A 21,397-nucleotide genomic window follows, 5' to 3' on the forward strand; every position below is an offset into this window, starting at 1 on the left:
ACCTGGCCTACAAATCACCGTAGGCCAGGTAAGGCGAAGCCGCCATCAGGCACTTTTGTCAGATCGCTGTCTTCTGCGGGTTCTCATCCTGGTCAACCGCAAAACAGGCGACCAGTTGACCGTCGTAGTCTTTCAACTGCGGCTGCAACTGGGTGCAGGGGCCGAAGCGACGACGGCAGCGGGCGTTGAAGGCGCAACCCGGCGGCGGATTCAGCGGGCTGGGCAGCTCGCCGGTCAGTTTGATGCGCTCGCGGCGTTCGTCTGGATTCAGACGCGGCGTGGCGGAGAGCAGTGCCTGGGTATACGGGTGACGCGGATTATTGAAGATCTGATCCTTCGTCCCCTTCTCCACACAACGGCCTAAGTACATTACCATCACTTCATCCGCAATGTGTTCGACGACCGACAGGTCGTGGGAGATAAAGACGTAGGACAGCCCCAGTTCCTGCTGCAAATCCATCATCAGGTTCAGCACCTGCGCACGGACAGAAACATCGAGCGCAGAGACCGGTTCATCGGCAATCACCACATCCGGATCGAGCATCAGCCCACGGGCAATGGCGATACGCTGGCGCTGACCGCCGGAGAACATGTGCGGATAGCGATCGTAATGCTCGGTTTTCAGCCCCACTTTCGCCATCATCGCCAGCGCTTTTTCACGGCGCTGCTCTTTGCTCAGCGAAGTGTTGATCAGCAGCGGCTCTTCCAGAATCTGACCCACTTTCTTACGCGGATTCAGTGAACCATACGGGTTCTGGAACACAATCTGGATTTTCTGCCGACGCAGTTTCTGCGCATGCGGATCGTGCTTAAGCAGATCCTGTCCCTGGTAATACAGTTCACCGCCGGTCGGCGTTTCAATCATCGTCAGCAGACGGCCAAGCGTGGATTTCCCGCAGCCGGATTCGCCCACTACCGCCAGCGTTTTGCCGCGTTCAAGGGTAAAAGAGACCCCATCGAGCGCTTTCACCAGACGTTCAGGGGAGAAAATTCCCTTCTTCACCGGGTAGTGTTTTTTCAGGTCGATCGCCTGCAACAGCGGTTGTTGCGAGGTGGCCTCATGCGTACTCATAGTGTGGGCCTCCCGGCATCATCGAGTGGGTAATGACATTTCGACTGACGACCGCCATCCAGCAGGGCCAGTTCAGGTTCTTCACTGCGGCATTTGTCCGTTGCATAGGGGCAACGCGGGTTCAGCAGACAGCCCAACGGGCGGTCATATTTCCCCGGCACCACGCCAGGCAGTGAGGCCAGTCGCGCTTTATCCTGAGCAAACTCCGGCAACGCGCGCAGCAACGCCTGGGTGTAAGGATGACGCGGCGCGCGGAAAATATCGTGCGCCGCCCCCGTTTCCACCACCTGGCCGGCGTACATGACAATGATTTTGTGCGCGGCTTCCGCCACCAGCGCCAGGTCATGAGTGATGAGCACCAACGCCATGTTCTCTTTCTGCTGCAGTTCCAGCAGCAGCTCGATGATTTGCGCCTGGATGGTCACGTCCAGCGCCGTCGTCGGTTCATCGGCAATCAACAGCTTCGGTCGACAGGCAATTGCCATCGCGATCATCACGCGCTGGCTCATCCCACCAGAAAGCTGGTGCGGATACACGTCCAGACGCGAGGCCGGATCGGGGATCCCCACCTGGTTCAGCAGGTCAATCGCCCGCTGACGACGGGTTTGCTTGTTACCGCCCTGATGCACCTTGATCGCTTCCATAATCTGGAAACCGACGGTGTAGCACGGATTCAGGCTGGTCATCGGGTCCTGGAAAATCATCGCCACTTCGGCGCCAACCAGATTACGGCGCTCTTTCTCAGAAATACGCTTCAGGTCCTGGCCGTTGAACAGCAGATTTTCCGCCATCACGCGGCCTGGATAATCAATCAGCCCCATAATCGCCAGCGAACTGACCGATTTTCCTGAGCCTGACTCACCGACAATACCAACCACTTCGCCCTGATTCACACTGTAGCTGATGCGGTCTACGGCGCGAAATTCGGAACCAACATCGCCGAAATGCACCGATAATTTATCTACATTTAATAACGCCATCTCGAACCTCTTACTGCTTCAGTTTGGGATCGAGCGCGTCACGCAGACCGTCACCCATCAGGTTAAATGCCAGCACCGTCAGCAGGATCGCCAGACCCGGGAAGGTCACGACCCACCAGGCGCTTTGTGCGAACTGCAACACATCAGCGAGCATGGTGCCCCACTCCGGTGTTGGCGGTTGCGCACCCATGCCCAGGAAGCCAAGCGCGGCCATATCGAGAATGGCGTTAGAGAAACCGAGCGACGCCTGAACGATCAGCGGCGCAAGGCAGTTCGGGAAGATGTTGATGAACATCTGGCGCATCGCGCCGGCCCCCGCCACGCGGGAAGCGGTCACGTAGTCGCGGTTGACCTCCACCAGCACAGCGGCGCGCGTCAGTCGCACATAGTGAGGCAGCGCCACGAACGTCAGTGCCAGCGCGGCGTTACCAATCGAGGGACCGAAGACCGCCACCAGCACCAGCGCGAGCAGCAGGCTCGGCAGCGCCAACATGATATCGACGATACGCATAATGATGTTATCAACGATGCCGCCGAAGTACCCGGCCACAAGGCCCAGCACGACGCCCATCACCAGCGACAGTACCACCACCAGGCAGCCCACCAGCAGCGACAGACGCGCGCCATACATCAGGCGCGACAGGATATCGCGGCCCACGTCGTCAGTTCCCAGCAGATGCGCCAGCGTGCCGCCTTCCTGCCAGGCCGGCGGTGCCAGCAGGGTATCGCGGAACTGGTCAGCCGGGTTATACGGCGCCAGGAAGTTGGCGAATACCGCAATCAGGATCATGATCGCGACGTACACCAGCCCCACCACAGCGCCCTTGTTGCGTTTAAAATAGTGCCAGAACTCCTGCATCGGCGTCATCGGCACCGGCGCAGCAATAACTTTATTTTCAGTAACCTGTGACATGATGGCCCCTTACTTCTTATGACGAATACGCGGGTTCACCACGCCGTACAGCAGGTCGACCAGCAGGTTGACGAGAATAATCATCGTCGCCACCAGTAACACCCCACCCTGCACAACCGGATAATCGCGACGTTGCAGCGCATCAATCAGCCAGCGCCCAAGGCCAGGCCACGAGAAAATGGTTTCGGTCAGAATGGCGCCCGCCAGCAGCGTTCCCACCTGTAGACCAATCACGGTCACCACCGGCAGCATGGCGTTACGCAACGCGTGAATGATGATGACGCGCATACGCGTCAACCCTTTGGCACGCGCGGTACGGATGTAATCTTCGCCCAGCACTTCCAGCATCGATGAACGAGTCATTCGCACAATCACTGCCAGAGGGATGGTGCCAAGCACCATCGCGGGCAGGATCATATGCACCACAGCATCAATAAAATTGCCCTCTTCACCCCAGATTGCGGTGTCGATCAGCATAAAACCGGTCAACGGGTTCGAGTCATCAAGGAACACCATGTCGCTCACGCGCCCGGAGACGGGGGTCAGGTTGAGCTGCACGGAGACCAGCATGATCAGCATCATGCCCCACCAGAAGATCGGCATGGAATAACCGGTCAGCGCCAGGCCAACAGCAGTATGATCGAAAATGGAACCGCGCTTAACGGCGGCCAGCACGCCCACGGGAATCCCCACGGCGGTAGCGAAAATCATGGCGCAGACACCCAGTTCCAGCGTCGCTTTAAAGCGAGGCACGAACTCGTCCCACACCGGTAAACGGCTTTTCAGCGAGATGCCTAAATCACCATGCATAACCCCCCAGATGTAATGGAGGTACTGCTGCCACATCGGCTTATCGAGACCGAGTTCAGCCAGCAGTTGAGCATGACGCTCAGGGGAGATACCACGCTCACCTGCCATGATCATTACCGGATCGCCGGGGATCATATGGACAAAAGCAAAGGTGAGAAGAGTGATACCGATAAACGTGGGGATGACGAGTCCCAAACGTCGGAGAATGAACTGCAACATAACCCGGATTCTCTCTAATGACGCACGGCCTGGAACCGTGAGTCTGTATTGCTCACAAATCTTATCCCCTCCTCAATGAGAAGGGGATAAAGCATTACTGCCGGGTGGCGCTACACGTACCGACTTAACGGTGTGTAGCGCTTACCTGGCGTTGCTTTTATTATTCGATAGAGACGTTTTCGAAGTGGTGTTTACCTAATGGATCAACCACGTAGCCTTTGACTTCTTTACGCACTGGCTCGTACACGGTGGAGTGAGCCACGATCAGCGCCGGAGCCTGATCGTGCATCACGACCTGAGCCTGTTTGTAGAGTTCAATACGCTTGTTGTGGTCGTCGGTCGCACGCGCCGGTTGAATCAGATCTTCAAACGGCTTGTAGCACCAGCGAGAGTAGTTGGAACCGTCTTTCGCCGCCGCGCAGCTGAACAGGGTCGCGAAGAAGTTATCCGGATCCCCATTGTCGCCGGTCCAGCCCATCATTACCGCCTGATGCTCACCCGCTTTGGCGCGTTTCAGATACTCGCCCCACTCGTAGGTCACAATCTTGGCCTGAACACCAATCTTCGCCCAGTCGGCCTGAACCATCTCAGCCATACGGCGAGCGTTCGGGTTGTACGGACGCTGTACTGGCATTGCCCACAGTTCAACGGTAAAGCCTTTATCCTGACCGGCTTCTTTCAGCAGGGCTTTCGCTTTCTCTGGATCGTAGGTGTAGTCTTTAACGTCGTCGTTATAGCCCCACATGGTTGGCGGGATCAGGTTCTTCGCCGCAACGCCAGCACCCTGATAAACGGCTTTGATGATCGCGTCTTTGTTCACTGCGTAGGTCAGCGCCTGACGCACTTTGACGTCATCAAACGGTTTCTTCTCGGTATTGAAAGAGAGATAGCCGACGTTCAGACCCGCCTGCTCCAGCAGGTTGATGTTTTTATCCTGCTTCATGCGGGCGATGTCAGCCGGGTTCGGGTATGGCATCACCTGGCATTCGTTCTTCTGCAGTTTGGCGTAACGCACGGACGCGTCAGGCGTGATGGAGAAGACCAGACGATCGATCTGCGGCTTAGTGCCCCAGTAACCTTCGAACGCTTTGTAGAGAATACGGGAGTCTTTCTGGTACTGCTGCAGCTGGAACGGACCGGTACCGATTGGGTTCAGGTCTACTTTTTCCGGCGAGCCAGCTTTCATCATATTGTCGGCATATTCTTTAGAAAGAATAGAGGCAAAGTCCATCGCCAGGTCAGCGAGGAACGGCGCTTCAGGACGCGTCAGCACGAACTGAACGGTGTTATCGTCCACTTTCTTCACTTCACTGATCAGGTCTTGCAGGCCCATGCCTTCAAAGTATTCATAGCTGCCGCCAGAGACTTTGTGGTACGGGTTCTGTGCGTTTTTCTGACGATCGAAAGAGAACACCACGTCATCGGCGTTGAAATCACGCGTCGGTTTGAACTCTTTATTGTCCTGCCACTTCACGCCCTGACGCAGGTGGAAGGTGTAGGTTTTACCGTCTTCACTGATTTCCCACTTCTCAGCGAGGCCCGGAATAACTTCCGTGGTGCCGGTTTTGAATTCAACCAGACGGTTATAGATAGGTACTGAGCTGGCGTCATAGGTTGTGCCAGAGGTAAACAGCTGCGGGTTGAACCCTTCAGGTGAACCTTCTGAACAATAAACCAGAGTTTTAGCTTGTACACTTGCTGCGACAGTCATAGTCACAAGGCTCAGACCAAGCTTCAGCATCCCTGACTTCTTCAAGGAAATACTCATTCTTCTGCTCCAAATGTGATGTTGTTGTTTTACCCTTTGCAGTGGGTTTGCACCGCCTGGCCTTTTTTGTTTTTTAACCGGCTGGGTCGGCGTTAAGAGGTGGGGATTCCGTTCACATAAACGACTGAGTAGCAGCGCGGATTCTCCATGAAATGCCCCTCATGCCCTACAATCTGTCAACAGAATGTGAAAACGTCAATACAGGTATCCATGATTTACAACAACGGTGAGAATTCGCAAACAAAGATTAAAAAAACTTCAGGCGGGTATTTTCAGCAGAGAAATTTATGCTACGCCCAGAACACCAGAATAAACACCTTAATATTTCGCAACATTTGGTGATTAACAATCGTGCAGAATATGAAAAATTTCTGACGAAATGCTGCATATCTGAGCGATAAATCCCACGAACGTTAAAACGCACAGCGGAAAATGCTAGCGCCAGCCATAAGTAACGCAAAAAAAGATTCATGCATAGATAAAAAAAGACAATGGAATATGTCACAAAACCGTTAACAAATAGTGAGAAGTGATGCGCACTTTTTTGTTGATGTTCCGCAAGAATGGATATTTACCTGATGATGCGATTTCGTAGGCGGGATAAGGCGAATGCCGCCATCCGGCAGTGCGCACCGAATGCCTGATGGCGCTTCGCTTATCAGGCCTACAAAAGCAAAAAACCCTGCTCGTTGAGCAGGGTTTTGAATTTGGTCGGTGATAGAGGATAACTCGCCACGTCGTGGCTCGCCCTGCGGGCCGTTGCTGTCGCAACGTTCTCTCGCTCCGCTCGAGTCGAACCTCTTGCCCCCGGAGGTTCTCATCCTCCCAGGCTTCGAATGCAAAAAACCCTGCTCGTTGAGCAGGGTTTTAAATTTGGTCGGTGATAGAGGATTCGAACCTCCGACCCCTTCGTCCCGAACGAAGTGCGCTACCAGGCTGCGCCAATCACCGAATGCGGGGCGCATCTTACTGCGCAGGTGCGCCCCCGTCAATCCCTTAGTATCAAAATGCCCTTTGATCGGCGAGAAAGTCGTCAGCCCGCTTACTGCGCGACGTTTTTCTGTCCGTCAGGGATATGACACCAGTTGTTGTTCTCATTAATTCCGCCATTCGGCGAGGTATAACCGAGACAACCCATGATGGTGTCATACAGCTCAACATGACGGCGCGGCACCTTCATTTCCGCTTCCTTCTTCAGGTGCGCGAACGCCTGGGCGTTGGCCGGGTTCTCCAGGTATTTATCAGACATCCAGACCATCATCGGCACGCGGAACTGCTCCGGTGGTGCCATCTTACGTGGCGTACCGTGCAGGTGCTCGCGCTCATTGATTGACTCACCGTGGTCGGCAGCGTAGAACACAATCGCTTTCTTATCGCGTACCTGATCAATCACCGTGTCGATAAAATGATCGACGTAGGTAATCGAGTTATCGTATGAATTAATCATCAGGTCTTTTGGGCACTTACGATCGATAGCGTAACATTCCGGCTTCCACTGAGCGAACTCGCGCGGATAACGCTGAGTGTAGTTGTAGTGAGAGCCCTTAGTGTGCAGCACAATCAGATGCTTACCCTGCGGGTTTTCCTGCAGCGAACGATCAACCTCATTGACCAGCAGCATGTCATCCACGGCTTTACCCCGGTTACGTGGCTCAGCAGCAATTTGTTCGCGATAGGCAATGTTGTCGGCCATCGTGTTGCTGTAAAACCACATCTCACTCTGCATCGCGTAGAGATCGGAACTAAAGCCTAACTGCTTGAGCACCGCAAAGACGTTTTGCTCTTTCAGCGTACGCTGTGGGTTGTCTTCGGCCCCACCCTGACGAACGAACATACAGCGCAGCGACAGTTTCGTCGCGGTATCGCAGGAATAACCACGATACATCACGACGTTCTTCTCTTTGGCAAGCTTCGGCGTGGTGTCGCGTTCATAGCCTAACATTCCCATATGATCCCAGCGTGTAGTTTCACCAATAATGAAAATCACGTAAGTGTCATCCAGGTTCTGTGTCGGGGTATAGGTGAATTTCTTCGCCGGGTTGATGAGCGATTTGTTATCCGATGATTCATCCACCTGCGCCCAGGCATACAGGCCCAGTGCAGACAGCCAGTTTGACGGCAGATAAGAGTTCGCCAGTACGCCGCCGTAACTCGGCATATCGACACCGGCAATACGATCGGCACGCTTCTGATGCATCTCCAGAAGACGAATTGGCACCCAGACTAGCAGCCCCGCCATCAGCACAATCAGCGCGCTGCGCCAGCGCACTTTTGGCGTGCAGAGCTGACGCCAGAAGGTATCCGTCGAGCGGTTAAACCAGATGAAGATCAGCGGGAGAAAACTCACCGCCACCAGCCAGAGGACAAACGTCCAGCCGACCACCTCTTTGGAGAGATCGATATCCGTGGTCATGACCGAGGCAACGATGCCGTAACCGATCATCACGTTCATAAAGGTCATGTAATAACTTGCGCCCGCTGAAATCAGCACCAGCAACGAAGCCAGAACACGCCACACCGTCCTGCCCATCAGTGACAGGAGTCGTAAAAAGAAGAACGTTGCCAGCACAGTGCCAGCCAGTTCAACCACCGCGGAGATTCCATTCCAGAGGGTAAAGTCTTGCGCGTAACCGTCAAACCGACGGAGGTAAACCGCGCCATTCATAAACAGACCGATATAGATCGCGAGCAAAAAACTCAGCTTTTGCTGCGACATCGACGTAATGTATCTCATGCAAGCAAGCCCTGGAAATCGAGGGGTTAACACAGCCTGCGCAACGGCGACATCCGCCGGGCAGGTGAAATTGCGAAGGTAGTCAAATAGTAAAATCGACACGCGCGGCTAAGTAGACCACAAGCAGCAAAGAAAGTGGCAACAGAGAATGTGATCGAAAGAGATATTTACAAAAAATCAAGTTTGAAAGCAGACTATTCACAGCAGATATAACAAAAAAAGGCCAGCTCATCGGCTGGCCTGTAGAAAATCTTACGGGATATCAGGCGTGTGCCATTTCCAGCACCTCGCGTTTTGGCTGACGAATGGTGGTGGAGAGCGCCAGTGAGAGAATCAATAATGCGAAGATGACACAGAAGGTCACGTAGAACCCACCGAACAGCGACGCGATAATCGAACCGCAGATGCTGCCAATCCCAAAGCCGAGATAGATCACACCATAATTTTTCGCCAGATTGTTCAGACCGAAGAACTCGCTGACCAGTGACGGGAAGACGGTGATCGTCCCGCCAAAGTTAAAGGCGATGCAGGCAATGGCAGCAAAGAAAGTCAGCGCATTCAGCGGCGCAAACAGCAGAGCGGCCATCCCCACCAGCGACACCACCTGACCAATGGTGATCACACGGATACGGGCAATTTTATCGGACAGGATCCCCAGCACCAGACGGCCGGAGAGGTTAGCAATAGAAATCACCGTCACCGCATTGGCCGCCGACGCCACGTCCATATGCGCCAGCCCCTGAGCGATATCTTTCGCCACGCCAATCACATACAGTCCGCTCATGCACGCCGTCAGGAACATCACCGCCAGCATCCAGTACTGCGGTTTACGCATAGATTGTGCCAGGGTGTAGTCGTTTTCTACAACACCATTTTGCGTTTTGACCTCCTGATTCGGCGCATCTTTCATTAGCGTAGAGCCGAAGACAATCATCACCAGCACAATCGCGCCCCAAATCACAAAGGTGTTTTCCAGACCAACGGTTGCCAGAAGTTGGCTGTCGATAAATTTGAAACCCAGGCTTCCCAGACCATAAGAACCAATGGCAAAGGCAGAAATTAGCCCTTTACGCTCCGGGAACCACTTCACGCAGTTGGACAGTGTTAACAGATAGCCCGCGCCATCGGCCAGGCCTACCAGCACGCCTGCGCTCAGCCACAGCATCATCAGGTTACTGGAGTGCGCGGTCAGGAAGAAACCCAGCCCGAGCAGAATACCGGACGCCATGGTGACGCGCTTCACGCCAAAACGTTCCTGTAACTTCCCGGCGACAGAAGAGGAGATCGCCAGACCTAAGCTCAACAGGCCGAAGGAAAAAGCCACCTGGCTGACGGGTTCACCCAGTTTTTCTGAAAGCACGCCATTAAACAGGCTCCAGGTATACACAGAACCTAAGGCGAATTGCGTAATGATGGTACCGATAAGGGTCAACCAACGGGTGCGCTGATACGATGCGGTTTTCATGGCAGTCTTCCTGCATAAGCAAAAGGGATAAATTCTCTGCCAACAACCATAACGAAATGCATTTTATGCAGGGAAAAAACGGCATGAAGTGCCATCAGAACGGAATGAAATGCCTGGAATGCGGAATGAATGACGAGACAAAAATTCATTGAATGAATTTTTTCCCGGTCAGTTAGTGCCTACTATCGCCACAAACACTGTTATCACTGCGTTTAAATTGTAAATTGCAGGTTAAAACCTGGCACTTACCCCCATCGTGTAGAGGTAGTCGGTACTGTTGGCGGTATTTTCCGCCTGCGAGAGCGCAGCATAAGCCGCCATGTGCTGATTGAGCAGCATATCTGCGCCTACCGTCACGTCCATCCAGTTGTTGTCCTGAGTGGTCGCCGTCATTCGACTGAGTCCCGACTGCGCCTTCCAGATATTTTCGCCAAACTGCTGGTTATAGCTGATTTGCGCCCACGGTCGCAGATCGCCAAACTGCGAATTCACCCGCCAGCCCAGCGTACTGACGCTGGCATGCCATAACGGGTCGGGCGACTGGCTGACCACGCTATCGCCAAATTCGTTATAAATAGCGGGCGTGGTGCCATCGTAATGTAATGCCGCCACCGGTCCGGTCGTGATGTCGCCAGAGACGGGAAAATTCCAGCCCATACTCATGCCGCTGGTGGCCTCCGTGGGTGAAGCTTGCTCAAGATTCACCGCCAGACCCGGCACAGTTTGTGTCGTCCGGATACGTTCCGCCAGAATGTCGTCATAGCGCGGTTGGTGATCGCTGTCCCATGTATAGCGTTCAGTCGTATATCCAGGCGTATTATCAACGATATATTCTTGCTGCCAGGCACGGGCTGTGTTGATGTAAAGCGAACAAACTACGACGCTCGCCAGGAGAATAATTTCCCGGCGACCACTGCATTTTTTTATCATCATCAATGCGACTCCAGAAGAGAGCCGAAATCGGCGATATTATTGTCATTGTAATTAAGGATGACAGGCGAAAGCCCTGTATTAAATATTGTCTTTTTCGCGGGAGCGTCAAGGCACCCGGAACGATATTTTTATGGCAAGTCAAAGAGCGAGGGAAGTATGGAACGTTGCGGTTGGGTCAGTCAGGACCCCCTTTATATTGCCTATCATGATAACGAATGGGGCGTACCCGAGCACGACGGTAAAAAACTGTTCGAAATGATCTGCCTGGAAGGTCAGCAGGCCGGCCTTTCGTGGATCACCGTCCTCAAGAAACGCGAGAATTATCGCACTAACTTCCACCAGTTCGATCCCATCCGCGTGGCAGCCATGCAGGAAGACGATGTGGAAAGACTGCTGCTTGATGCCGGGATCATCCGCCATCGGGGGAAAATTCAGGCCATCATCGGCAATGCCCGGGCATACCTGGCGATGGAGCATAACGGCGAACCGTTTGCCGACTTCGTCTGGTCATTCGTGGATAACCAGCCACAAATCACCCGCGCCGCCGCGTTGGGCGAAATCCCGACCTCCACGCCCGCCTCCGACGCCCTGTCGAAAGCGTTAAAAAAACGGGGATTCAAGTTCGTCGGCACCACTATTTGCTACTCCTTCATGCAGGCCTGCGGACTGGTCAATGACCACATCACCGGCTGTTTCTGTCATCCAGGAGATAAACATGATTCGCGAGTTTCATAGTGCTGACATGACGCCATTGCTGGCGTTGTGGTTGGAAAGCACCATCTATGCGCATCCTTTTATCGCAGAACGCTACTGGCATGAGAGCGAGGCAGTGGTGCGCGATGTTTACCTGCCCGCCGCCAGAACCTGGGTCTGGGAGGAAGACGAGGCGCTGAAAGGGTTTGTGAGCGTCATGGACGGGCGTTTTTTAGGGGCGTTGTTTGTCGCCCCGGATGCGTTACGTAGCGGGATAGGGAAAGCGCTGGTACAGCATGTTCAGCAGTGTTTTGACGTGCTGAGCCTCGAGGTATACCAAAAAAACCAGAACGCGGTGAATTTCTACCACGCGCTGGGCTTTCGTATCGAAGACAGCGCATGGCAGGAAGATACCCAGCATCCCACCTGGATTATGGGCTGGCGGGCGGAGTAAACGCCGTAAGCGTAAGCGCTGGCCCGCTGTATTTCTCCAGCCACGCCAGCGCGGTATTGCCCGCGCAGCCGTTCCCCAGACGCGAACTGGGCAGGTCTTTGGTCAGCACATTCACCGCGCCGTTTTTACAGATGCCTCCCGCGGCAGGGTCAAGGTCCGGCCATGCCCCTTCATGAATGCAGATAACACCAGGTTTGATACCGTCAGTGACCACGGCGCCTGCAAGGATCTGACCACGGTGATTCCAGATGCGTACCACTTCACCGTCACGGATGCCGCGCGCCTGAGCATCCTGCGGGTGAATCGTCACCGGCTCACGATCTGCCACCGCATACCGTTCACGCAGGTGACTGTAGTTAAGCTGGCTGTGCAGACGATGCGCCGGGTGCGCCGACACAATCTGTAGTTGCTCCGGTTCGGCGTTGCCGTGCCACTCATCCGGTTCCAGCCACATTGGGTGTCCGGGGCAATCCGCATAGCCGTAACCGGCAATTCGCTGTGAGTAAATCTCGATCTTACCGCTGTCGGTTTTCAGCGGATGCGCGTCCGGGTCACGACGAAAATCCGCAAAGCGGATAAACTGCGCATTGACCGGATTTTCCGGCATTTCAATCAGTTGATTCGCTTCCCAGAATTCGGCAAACGGCGGCAGCGTCACCTGCTGGCTGGCCCCGCGCTGCCCGGCAATCGTATAAAACGTCTCCAGCCATTCCAGTTCGCTCTTCCCTTCGGTAAAGCGTTGATAACCGCCCGCTTCCCAGCGTTCGCTCAGCGCGGCAAAAACATCGAAATCATTGCGCGCTTCGTACTGCGGCGGCACGACCTGCTTCATGGGCACCAGATGCTGGTTACTGTAATCCCCGGTCATGGTGAGATCGTTACGCTCAAAGGAAGTGGTTGCCGGCAACACAATATCAGCGTGCTTCGCGGCAGCGGTCCAGAAGCATTCCGAGATGACCACCAGCTCCGGTTTTTGCCAGGCGCGAATCAGTCGGTTGGTGTCCTGGTGATGGGTAAAATTCGCCCCACCCGCCCACCAGATGAAGCGGATATCCGGGAAGTGGCGGTTCATCCCGTTATGCTGATACGGCGCGCCGGGGTTTTCCAGCGCTTCCACAATGCGCGCCACCGGGATTTTCTCCACCGCGTCGGTCCCGCCTTGCAGGCTGCCCTGCATTGACGCCAGCACCGCAGAACGGCGGGTCGGATTCCCCCCGTTAGCAAAGTGATAGGAAAGACCAAAACCACCGCCAGGTATGCCAGGCTGGCCCAGCATGGCGGACAGGGTGACAATCATCCAGTGCTTTTGTTCGCCAAACTGCTGGCGTTGCATGCCCCAACCGGCCATCAGCATAGTGGTATTTTTATGGAACAATTCTGCCAGTTCACGGATTTTCGCCGCCGGAACGCCGCAAATCGGGTCCGCCCACTCTGCCGTTTTGGCAATACCGTCGCTCACGCCCAACAGATAGTCTGAAAAGACCTCATAGCCCGTGGTACAGCGGGCAAGAAACGCCTCGTCATGCCAGCCATGTTCTACCAGCGTATGCGCGATGCCAAGCATCAGCGCCACGTCAGTCCCCATGTGCGGCGCAATCCATTCCATTTTGTCGCCAAAGAAATCAACGGTTTCCGATCGCATGGGATCAATGCAGATCAGCCGTTTCCCGCTTTCGCGCAGCGCGTCAAAGTAAGGGATCCCCTGTTCATCCGACGCATTCCAGGCAATTTTCAGGGTATTCAGCGGGTTGGCACTCCATAACACCACCACCTCGCTGTGTTCGAGAATCACCGGCCAGCTGCTTTGCTGCTGGTAAACCTCGCTACCGCCCACCACGTACGGCATGATGGCCTGCGCCGCGCCGGTAGAATAGTCGCCCAGATGTCCGGTATAGCCGCCCGCCAGCGCCATATAACGTTGTAATAACGTCGCCGACTTGTGCAGAACACCGTTGGAACGCCAGCCGTAAGAACCGGCAAAAATGGAGGCGGGGCCATACGTATCGCGAATGCGTTTATGCTGCGCATGAATCAACGCCAGCGCCTCGTCCCAGCTCACACGCACAAACTCATCCTGCCCGCGCACACCCTGCGGTTGTTCCGGCGAAGCCAGAAACCCTTTTCGTACCATCGGATAGCGTACCCGGCTTTGACTGTGCACCTGATCGCGAACCGCGCTTTGCAGCGAATTGGGATGCGAAGTGGGCAGCGCCCCCCGGGAGGAGAGCACTGTTTCTCCGTCCGTTTCGACAAGTATTGGCCCCCAATGGGCGGCGGTTAACACCGAATAATGCGTCGTCAAGCCAGGCGCTCCTGCAGATGAGATGATGTATTACGGCGTTCAATGTTACTTACAAATTTCAGAGAGATCCCTGGAATTTTCTTCATCTACACACGTCATAATCAACCGCCACGGTCGCTGTGGCAAAAAATAAGAATGTCATTAAGGAATTAAGATGAAGAAACGTGTTTTAGTCATTGCCGCTATCGTGAGCGGCGCCCTGGCGGTTTCTGGCTGCACAACCAACCCTTACACCGGCGAACGCGAAGCGGGTAAATCTGGCATTGGCGCAGGCATTGGATCGCTGGTGGGCGCGGGTATCGGCGCTCTCTCCTCGTCGAAGAAGGATCGCGGTAAAGGCGCACTGATTGGTGCCGCGGCAGGGGCAGCGCTCGGCGGCGGCGTCGGTTATTACATGGACGTCCAGGAAGCAAAACTGCGCGACAAAATGCAGGGAACCGGCGTAAGCGTGACGCGAAGTGGCGATAACATCATTTTGAATATGCCGAATAACGTCACCTTTGATAGCAGCAGCGCGACCCTGAAACCGGCAGGTGCCAACACGTTGACCGGCGTGGCGATGGTACTGAAGGAATACGAAAAAACCGCCGTCAATGTGATCGGGTATACCGACAGCACCGGCGGCCAGGATCTGAACATGCGTCTGTCACAGCAGCGTGCGGACAGCGTGGCCAGCGCACTGATCACCCAGGGCGTTGCCGCCAACCGCATCCGCACCAGCGGCATGGGTCCGGCAAATCCGATCGCCAGCAACAGCACGGCGGAAGGGAAAGCCCAGAACCGTCGTGTCGAAATTACGTTAAGTCCGATTCAGTAACGGTTGTGCCGGGTGGCGGCATTGCCTTCCCCGGCTTTAAACCCACCAACAGGCCCGGTAAGCGTAGCGTCGCCGGGTCTTTTCGCGCTAAGGTATGCTCACCCAAAGCAAGGAATTCAGCGATGAGCAAATCAACACGCCCCACCATCAGCGATGTCGCGAAAGCGGCAAAAACCGGTAAAACCAGCATTTCACGTTATCTCAACGGCGAAAAACACCTGCTTTCCGATGCCCTGCTGGCGCGTATTGAAAAAGCCATTGCCGATCTCGACTATCGCCCCAGCCTGATGGCTCGTGGCCTGAAACGAGGTCGCACCCGTTTGATTGGCCTGATCATTGCCGATATCACCAACCCCTATTCCGTCCACGTGTTAAGCGGTATCGAGGCCGCCTGTCGCGAGAAAGGCTTTACGCCGCTGGTCTGTAACACCAATAACGAGGTGAACCAGGAATTGCACTATCTCGATCTGCTGCGCAGTTATCAGGTCGAAGGTATTGTGGTCAACGCCGTGGGGATGCGTGAAGAGGGGTTGAATCGCCTGCAACAGTCCGCGTTGCCGATGGTACTGATCGATCGCAAAATCCCTGACTTCGCCTGCGACGTCGTCGGGCTGGACAACACTCAGGCCGCCACCACCGCCACCGAACACCTGATTGAACAAGGCTTTGAAGCACTGCTGTTTCTCAGCGAACCGCTGGGGATGGTCAATACCCGTCGTGAACGTCTGAGCGCCTTTCGGGCAACACTGGCACGTTATCCGGGCGTTGTCGCCGAAAACGCCGAAGTTCCGCTTTCCGAGAATACGCAACTCGATAACACCTTACGCCAGTTCCACCAGCAGCATCGCGGGATGCGCAAGGCAGTGATTTCCGCTAACGGTGCGCTCACCCTTCAGGTCGCCCGTTCACTGAAGCGCATTGGCCTCAACTGGGGCAGCGATATTGGTCTGTTGGGGTTCGATGAGCTGGAATGGGCCGAACTGGCAGGGGTCGGGATCACGACCCTGAAACAACCCACGTGGCAGATTGGTTATGCCGCTGTCGAACAAGTGGTTCGTCGAATTGAAGGCGGCAGCGACGCCATTCATGAACAGGTTTTCTCCGGCGAGCTGATCGTTCGCGGCTCCACTGCCCGTTAATTTTCCTTCGTGATGGTGATCATAATTTCGACACATCATGCTTTTCTTTGGAACCGGTTCCATCTAGCGTAATCACATTAGCGTGAGTTCTGGAGTTCCTATGCAAAGAAAACTGATAGTGGTCACCGCTGCCTATGGCCACGACACTGTCCGCGCTGCCGGTGGACAAACCGCGATGCTGCCTATCATTGCCGGTGCAGGTGCAGACGGCGTCGAAATTCGCCGCGAACTGTTTACTGATGCTGAGCTCAGCGCCCTGACCACACTGGCGTCAGCCATCGAATGCTTCGATCTGCTGGCCTGCTATTCCGCGCCACAACCGCTGTTCATGGACGATGGCCGCCTCAATCCACAACTGCCGTCACTGCTTCAGGAAGCGAAAACGCTGCGCGCGCTATGGTTGAAGGTTTCGCTGGGCCATTTTGTCCGCGCAGAACAATTTGACACCCTGCGCGACTGGCTGGAAAGCAGCGGTATGGCGCTGGTAGTCGAGAACGACCAGACCGCCTGCGGACAACTGGCCCCCATGCAACGTTTTAACGCCGCCTGTCAGCAACATGCGCTGCCTGTACACCTGACGTTTGATATGGGCAACTGGCTATGGGTAGGCGATTCGCCGGAAGAGGCCGCTCGTCAACTGTCAAAGTCAGTGGGTTATGTTCACGTTAAAGCCGCCACCGCGCACCACGACAGCTATCGCGCCGTTCCCCCGGACCAGGCAGAGCCCCGCTGGCTCGACCTGCTCAAGTTGTTGCCCACCGACGTTCCGCGCGGCATTGAATTCCCGCTGGAAGGGGCCGATCTGACGGCGGTTACCCGCCACTACGTCGATTTGTTACGTAAGGAGTAAGGCATGAAGCATTCACTGGATGTCATCACAATCGGCGAAGCGATGGCGATGTTTGTAGCAACGCAGACCGGCGATCTGGCCGAGGTTGAGCAGTTTATCAAGCGTGTTGCCGGTGCCGAACTGAACGTTGCCACCGGCCTGGCACGACTGGGACTGAAAGTCGGCTGGGTGAGCCGCGTAGGTAACGACAGCTTTGGTCGCTTTGTTCTCAACTCACTGAAAAAAGAGGGGATTGATGCGCAGGGAGTCACGCTGGATGAGCGCTACGCAACCGGCTTTCAGTTAAAATCTAAAGTTGAAAATGGAACCGATCCCATTGTGGAGTATTTCCGTAAAGGGTCCGCCGCCAGCCATCTGTCCGTTGCGGACTACCACGACGCGTATTTCTCCAGTGCCCGTCATCTGCATCTGAGCGGCGTCGCTGCGGCACTTTCCCCCAGTTCCTATGAACTGCTGGCGCACACGGCGCGCACGATGAAAGCCCAGGGCAAGACACTCTCATTTGACCCCAACCTGCGTCCGGTGCTGTGGAAAAGTGAAGCCGAGATGGTTGAGAAACTGAATCGTCTCGCATTCCAGGCCGACTGGGTATTACCGGGCCTGAAGGAAGGGATGATTTTAACCGGACAACAGACACCAGAAGGGATTGCGGATTTCTATCTCCGTCACGGCGTGAAAGCCGTGGTGCTGAAAACAGGCGCAGACGGCGCCTGGTATAAAACCGCCGACGGCGAAAAAGGCAGCGTTGCCCCGGTCAAAGTGGACAACGTGGTCGATACGGTCGGTGCCGGCGATGGCTTTGCCGTCGGCGTCATCAGCGCCCTACTGGAAGGCCGTACGCTGTCGCAGGCCGTCACACGCGGCAACAAAATTGGCGCACTGGCCATTCAGGTACAGGGCGACAGCGAAGGCTTACCCACACGTGAAACGTTAGGCGAATAACCTTACGTAATGATAACAGCCCCCTGTACCCTACAGACAGCGGCGGCAGAAACAACAGAGGTTGATTATGGCAAACTCAACAAATGCAGCAAAACGCTGGTTGTACATCATGCCTATCGTGTTCATCACGTATAGTCTGGCGTATCTTGACCGTGCAAACTTCAGCTTCGCGTCCGCCGCGGGCATTAACGAAGACCTTGGCATCACCAAAGGGATCTCATCCCTGCTCGGCGCCCTGTTCTTCCTCGGCTATTTCTTCTTTCAGATCCCCGGCGCGGTGTATGCCGAACGCCGGAGCGTGCGCAAACTGATTTTTGTCTGCCTGATTTTATGGGGCGGTTGCGCGTCGCTGACCGGGATGGTCAGCAATATCCCGGCGCTGGCCGCTATTCGCTTTATTCTTGGGGTAGTGGAAGCCGCTGTTATGCCAGCGATGCTGATTTACATCAGTAACTGGTTTACGAAGTCGGAGCGTTCGCGAGCAAACACCTTCCTGATCCTCGGTAACCCGGTGACGGTCCTGTGGATGTCAGTGGTGTCTGGTTACCTGATCCAGGCGCTCGGCTGGCGTGAGATGTTCATCATCGAAGGGGTTCCCGCCATTCTGTGGGCCTTCTGCTGGTGGGTGCTGGTGAAAGACAAACCGGCGCAGGTCGGTTGGCTGACCGAGTCAGAAAAAACGGCGTTGCAAACGCAACTCGAACAAGAGCAGCAGGGGATTAAGGCTGTACGCAACTACGGCGAAGCGTTCCGCTCCCGTAATGTGATCCTGTTATGCATGCAATATTTCACCTGGAGTATTGGCGTCTACGGCTTCGTGCTGTGGCTGCCATCAATCATCCGCGAAGGCGGCGCGAATCTGGGAATGGTCGAAGTGGGCTGGCTCTCTTCTGTCCCGTATCTGGCAGCCACCGTGGCGATGATTATCGCCTCCTGGGCCTCGGATAAATTACAGAACCGTAAGCTGTTCGTCTGGCCTCTGCTGCTGATTGCCGCGTGCGCTTTTATCGGTTCCTGGGCCGTCGGCGCGAATAACTTCTGGGCCTCTTATACCCTGCTGGTGATTGCCGGTGCGGCGATGTACGCCCCGTATGGCCCGTTTTTCGCCATCATTCCGGAGATGTTGCCGCGCAACGTTGCCGGTGGCGCAATGGCGCTAATCAACAGTATGGGCGCGCTGGGCTCGTTCCTCGGCTCGTGGTTTGTCGGTTACCTCAACGGCGCCACCGGCAGCCCGTCCGCCTCGTACATTTTTATGGGGGTGGCGCTTTTCGCCTCAGTATGGCTAACTTTAATTGTTAAGCCTGCTAATAATCAGCACGTCCCGATTGGCGCACGCCACGCGTAAACTTTCACTCATGGAGAGTCATATGAAGCCGTCCATTATTCTCTACAAAGCGTTACCTGACGATTTACTGCATCGCCTGGAAGAACATTTCACCGTCACCCAGGTGCCGGACCTGAGCCCGCAGACGGTTGAACAACACGCGCAAGCCTTTGCCAGTGCTGAAGGTCTGCTGGGCTCCAGCCAAACCGTCGATACCGCGCTGCTGGAGAAAATGCCGACGCTCCGCGCAACCTCAACGATCTCCGTGGGGTATGACAATTTCGATGTGGATGCGCTGAACGCACGTAAGGTACTGCTGATGCATACGCCCACCGTGCTGACGGAAACCGTTGCCGATACGATCATGGCACTGGTGCTATCGACCGCTCGCCGCGTTGTGGAAGTGGCCGAGCGCGTGAAGGTCGGCGAATGGACCTCCAGCATTGGTCCTGACTGGTTTGGTATTGATGTGCACCACAAAACGCTGGGGATTGTCGGGATGGGACGCATTGGTCTTGCGCTGGCACAGCGCGCCCACTTCGGCTTCAACATGCCGATTCTCTACAACGCCCGCCGCCACCATCAGGAAGCGGAAGAGCGCTTCAACGCTCGCTACTGTGACCTCAATACGCTGTTGCAGGAATCAGACTTTGTCTGCCTGATCCTGCCGCTGACCGACGAGACGCATCATCTGTTTGGCGCAGAGCAGTTCGCTAAAATGAAATCCTCTGCCATCTTCATTAATGCCGGACGTGGTCCGGTGGTCGATGAAAACGCGCTGATTGCCGCACTGCAACAGGGCGAAATACACGCTGCCGGTCTGGATGTGTTTGAGCAAGAGCCACTACCGGTTGATTCACCGTTGTTGTCGCTGAGTAACGTTGTGGCGGTACCACACATTGGTTCAGCCACCCACGAAACGCGCTATAACATGGCGGCCTGCGCGGTAGATAATCTGATTGATGCGCTGCAAGGAAAGGTCGAGAAGAACTGCGTGAACCCGCAGGTTGCGGGGTAACAAAAACAGCCGGGAGGCGCTATCGCCTGCCCGGCAGCTTCATCACTGAATAGCGTTAACCGCCGCAGTCCAGGCCTGGTTAAATGCCTGATGCTGCGAGGCCAGCGGCCCAATCAATGCGTTGTACTGACTTGCCTGCTGCGAAGTCGGGAACTGAATACCATTCGCCACAAAACTCACCTGCGTATCCTGCTGCGCGACAAAATCACCCACCTGGACCAGTTGCTGAGTGAAGATCTGCGCGGCCGGGATCAGCGGCTGCAACGCGTCTGCGGGCGTCGTCACCACTTTCTTATACACCTGGTCAAACACCGGCTTCAGGTCATCGGCCTGTTTCAGTGCGCCATGCGCCGCATCGGCCTGCAGTTTCGCATTCTGCAACTGCTGACCCAATACGCCGAGAGAACCGTTCAGGTCACGCAGCGGCCCACGTTGCGTCACATAATCCTGTGGCACACGGATGGCATTAACGCTATCAACAACCGGACGCAACGCGGAATCCATCGCCTGGTTCACCTGCTGTGAGTAGCCATACAAAATCGCGTAATCAGAAACAAACGGACCGAACTGTTTTTTCTGATCGGCGGTCAGGGTGGGTAGACGCTCGCCGCTACGCATCACCGTATTCTGTAGAAAATCGACAAACGCTTTACGCTGATCGCCTTCTTTATCAAAACACCCACTCAGGCTAACTACCATTAACAACGCCGCAAGAGGCGCAAACCAGCGAGAGCAGGACTTACCTGTCGCCATTTTAATACTCCTTTCACCCAAAAATGCGCACTGCGCAATACGCGTGCCTTACGGCTTACAAGGATAGTCCAGGTCAGGCTCGCAGGATACCCCTTCCGCGTAATCTTGTGGCGGAAATTCGTCTGGCGAAATAGCGATGACCAAATTGTTATTTTATTGTTAAACACATCACATTTACCACCTCTGTCCTGAGGGCATTAACAAGAAG

General features: G+C 55.1%; 18 protein-coding genes, 1 tRNA gene and 1 other RNA gene. 8 read left to right on the forward strand and 12 right to left on the reverse strand.

From position 1 onward, the window contains the following. Window positions 1-58 precede the first annotated feature (58 nt). From dppF to C2U53_RS08630, 10 genes are all read right to left on the reverse strand, one after another. Entirely contained in the window at window positions 59-1,072 is a 1,014-nt protein-coding gene (gene dppF / locus C2U53_RS08570; protein ID WP_042998553.1) for a dipeptide ABC transporter ATP-binding subunit DppF, read from the reverse strand. Continuing rightward, window positions 1,069-2,052, reverse strand: coding sequence for a dipeptide ABC transporter ATP-binding protein (gene dppD, locus C2U53_RS08575; protein WP_042998554.1), 984 nt, complete (start codon window positions 2,050-2,052; stop codon window positions 1,069-1,071). Before dppD ends, dppF begins: the two co-directional genes overlap by 4 nt. Before the next feature lie 10 nt (window positions 2,053-2,062). After that, the gene (gene dppC, locus C2U53_RS08580) at window positions 2,063-2,965 is read right to left on the reverse strand and encodes a dipeptide ABC transporter permease DppC (RefSeq protein ID WP_042998555.1); all 903 of its coding nucleotides are present in this window, start codon (window positions 2,963-2,965) and stop codon (window positions 2,063-2,065) included. 9 nt (window positions 2,966-2,974) lie between these two features. Next, on the reverse strand, window positions 2,975-3,994 hold the full coding sequence (gene dppB / locus C2U53_RS08585; protein ID WP_042998556.1) for a dipeptide ABC transporter permease DppB: 1,020 nt from the start codon (window positions 3,992-3,994) through the stop codon (window positions 2,975-2,977). A 160-nt stretch (window positions 3,995-4,154) separates the two neighbouring features. After that, complete coding sequence (gene dppA, locus C2U53_RS08595; protein WP_104445801.1) at window positions 4,155-5,762, reverse strand: dipeptide ABC transporter periplasmic-binding protein DppA; 1,608 nt, start codon at window positions 5,760-5,762, stop codon at window positions 4,155-4,157. Window positions 5,763-6,470: 708 nt separating this feature from the next. Next, window positions 6,471-6,604: non-coding RNA, RtT sRNA (locus C2U53_RS08610), on the reverse strand. 32 nt (window positions 6,605-6,636) lie between these two features. After that, window positions 6,637-6,713: transfer RNA gene (locus C2U53_RS08615), tRNA-Pro, on the reverse strand. Between the two features lie 91 nt (window positions 6,714-6,804). Continuing rightward, on the reverse strand, window positions 6,805-8,496 hold the full coding sequence (eptB, locus tag C2U53_RS08620; RefSeq protein ID WP_044253746.1) for a kdo(2)-lipid A phosphoethanolamine 7''-transferase: 1,692 nt from the start codon (window positions 8,494-8,496) through the stop codon (window positions 6,805-6,807). A 262-nt stretch (window positions 8,497-8,758) separates the two neighbouring features. Further along, window positions 8,759-9,961: an MFS transporter gene (locus C2U53_RS08625; protein WP_044253750.1), complete on the reverse strand. Its 1,203-nt coding sequence runs from the start codon at window positions 9,959-9,961 to the stop codon at window positions 8,759-8,761. A 231-nt stretch (window positions 9,962-10,192) separates the two neighbouring features. Next, window positions 10,193-10,894 carry an autotransporter outer membrane beta-barrel domain-containing protein gene (locus C2U53_RS08630; protein ID WP_061069349.1) on the reverse strand — a complete coding sequence of 234 codons (702 nt, stop codon included), beginning with the start codon at window positions 10,892-10,894 and terminating at the stop codon, window positions 10,193-10,195. A gap of 156 nt (window positions 10,895-11,050) precedes the next feature. On the opposite strand from C2U53_RS08630, the gene tag reads away from it, so the two are divergent. Continuing rightward, complete coding sequence (tag, locus tag C2U53_RS08635) at window positions 11,051-11,629, forward strand: DNA-3-methyladenine glycosylase I (protein WP_104445802.1); 579 nt, start codon at window positions 11,051-11,053, stop codon at window positions 11,627-11,629. Then, a complete protein-coding gene (locus C2U53_RS08640; protein ID WP_042998562.1) occupies window positions 11,610-12,041 on the forward strand; it encodes an N-acetyltransferase in 432 nt (143 codons plus the stop codon). The genes tag and C2U53_RS08640 overlap by 20 nt, the downstream gene beginning before the upstream one ends. Here the strand turns inward: C2U53_RS08640 and C2U53_RS08645 are convergent. Then, window positions 12,019-14,343, reverse strand: coding sequence for a molybdopterin guanine dinucleotide-containing S/N-oxide reductase (locus C2U53_RS08645; protein ID WP_104445803.1), 2,325 nt, complete (start codon window positions 14,341-14,343; stop codon window positions 12,019-12,021). The genes C2U53_RS08640 and C2U53_RS08645 overlap by 23 nt on opposite strands. Before the next feature lie 154 nt (window positions 14,344-14,497). On the opposite strand from C2U53_RS08645, the gene C2U53_RS08650 reads away from it, so the two are divergent. From C2U53_RS08650 to ghrB, 6 genes are all read left to right on the forward strand, one after another. Further along, window positions 14,498-15,160 carry an OmpA family lipoprotein gene (locus C2U53_RS08650; RefSeq protein ID WP_042998563.1) on the forward strand — a complete coding sequence of 221 codons (663 nt, stop codon included), beginning with the start codon at window positions 14,498-14,500 and terminating at the stop codon, window positions 15,158-15,160. A gap of 122 nt (window positions 15,161-15,282) precedes the next feature. Continuing rightward, window positions 15,283-16,299 carry a LacI family DNA-binding transcriptional regulator gene (locus C2U53_RS08655; RefSeq protein WP_042998564.1) on the forward strand — a complete coding sequence of 339 codons (1,017 nt, stop codon included), beginning with the start codon at window positions 15,283-15,285 and terminating at the stop codon, window positions 16,297-16,299. 100 nt (window positions 16,300-16,399) lie between these two features. Continuing rightward, window positions 16,400-17,149: a sugar phosphate isomerase/epimerase gene (locus C2U53_RS08660; protein WP_104445804.1), complete on the forward strand. Its 750-nt coding sequence runs from the start codon at window positions 16,400-16,402 to the stop codon at window positions 17,147-17,149. Between the two features lie 3 nt (window positions 17,150-17,152). After that, a complete protein-coding gene (locus tag C2U53_RS08665; protein WP_042998566.1) occupies window positions 17,153-18,091 on the forward strand; it encodes a sugar kinase in 939 nt (312 codons plus the stop codon). Between the two features lie 67 nt (window positions 18,092-18,158). Then, entirely contained in the window at window positions 18,159-19,439 is a 1,281-nt protein-coding gene (locus C2U53_RS08670) for an MFS transporter (RefSeq protein ID WP_104445805.1), read from the forward strand. A gap of 22 nt (window positions 19,440-19,461) precedes the next feature. Then, entirely contained in the window at window positions 19,462-20,436 is a 975-nt protein-coding gene (gene ghrB / locus C2U53_RS08675; RefSeq protein WP_042998568.1) for a glyoxylate/hydroxypyruvate reductase GhrB, read from the forward strand. 42 nt (window positions 20,437-20,478) lie between these two features. On the opposite strand, the gene C2U53_RS08680 is transcribed toward ghrB, so the two are convergent. Next, complete coding sequence (locus tag C2U53_RS08680) at window positions 20,479-21,189, reverse strand: DUF3053 domain-containing protein (protein WP_042998569.1); 711 nt, start codon at window positions 21,187-21,189, stop codon at window positions 20,479-20,481. Window positions 21,190-21,397 lie beyond the last annotated feature (208 nt).

The organism is Citrobacter sp. CFNIH10, from assembly GCF_002934585.1.
GTDB lineage: Bacteria > Pseudomonadota > Gammaproteobacteria > Enterobacterales > Enterobacteriaceae > Citrobacter_A > Citrobacter_A amalonaticus.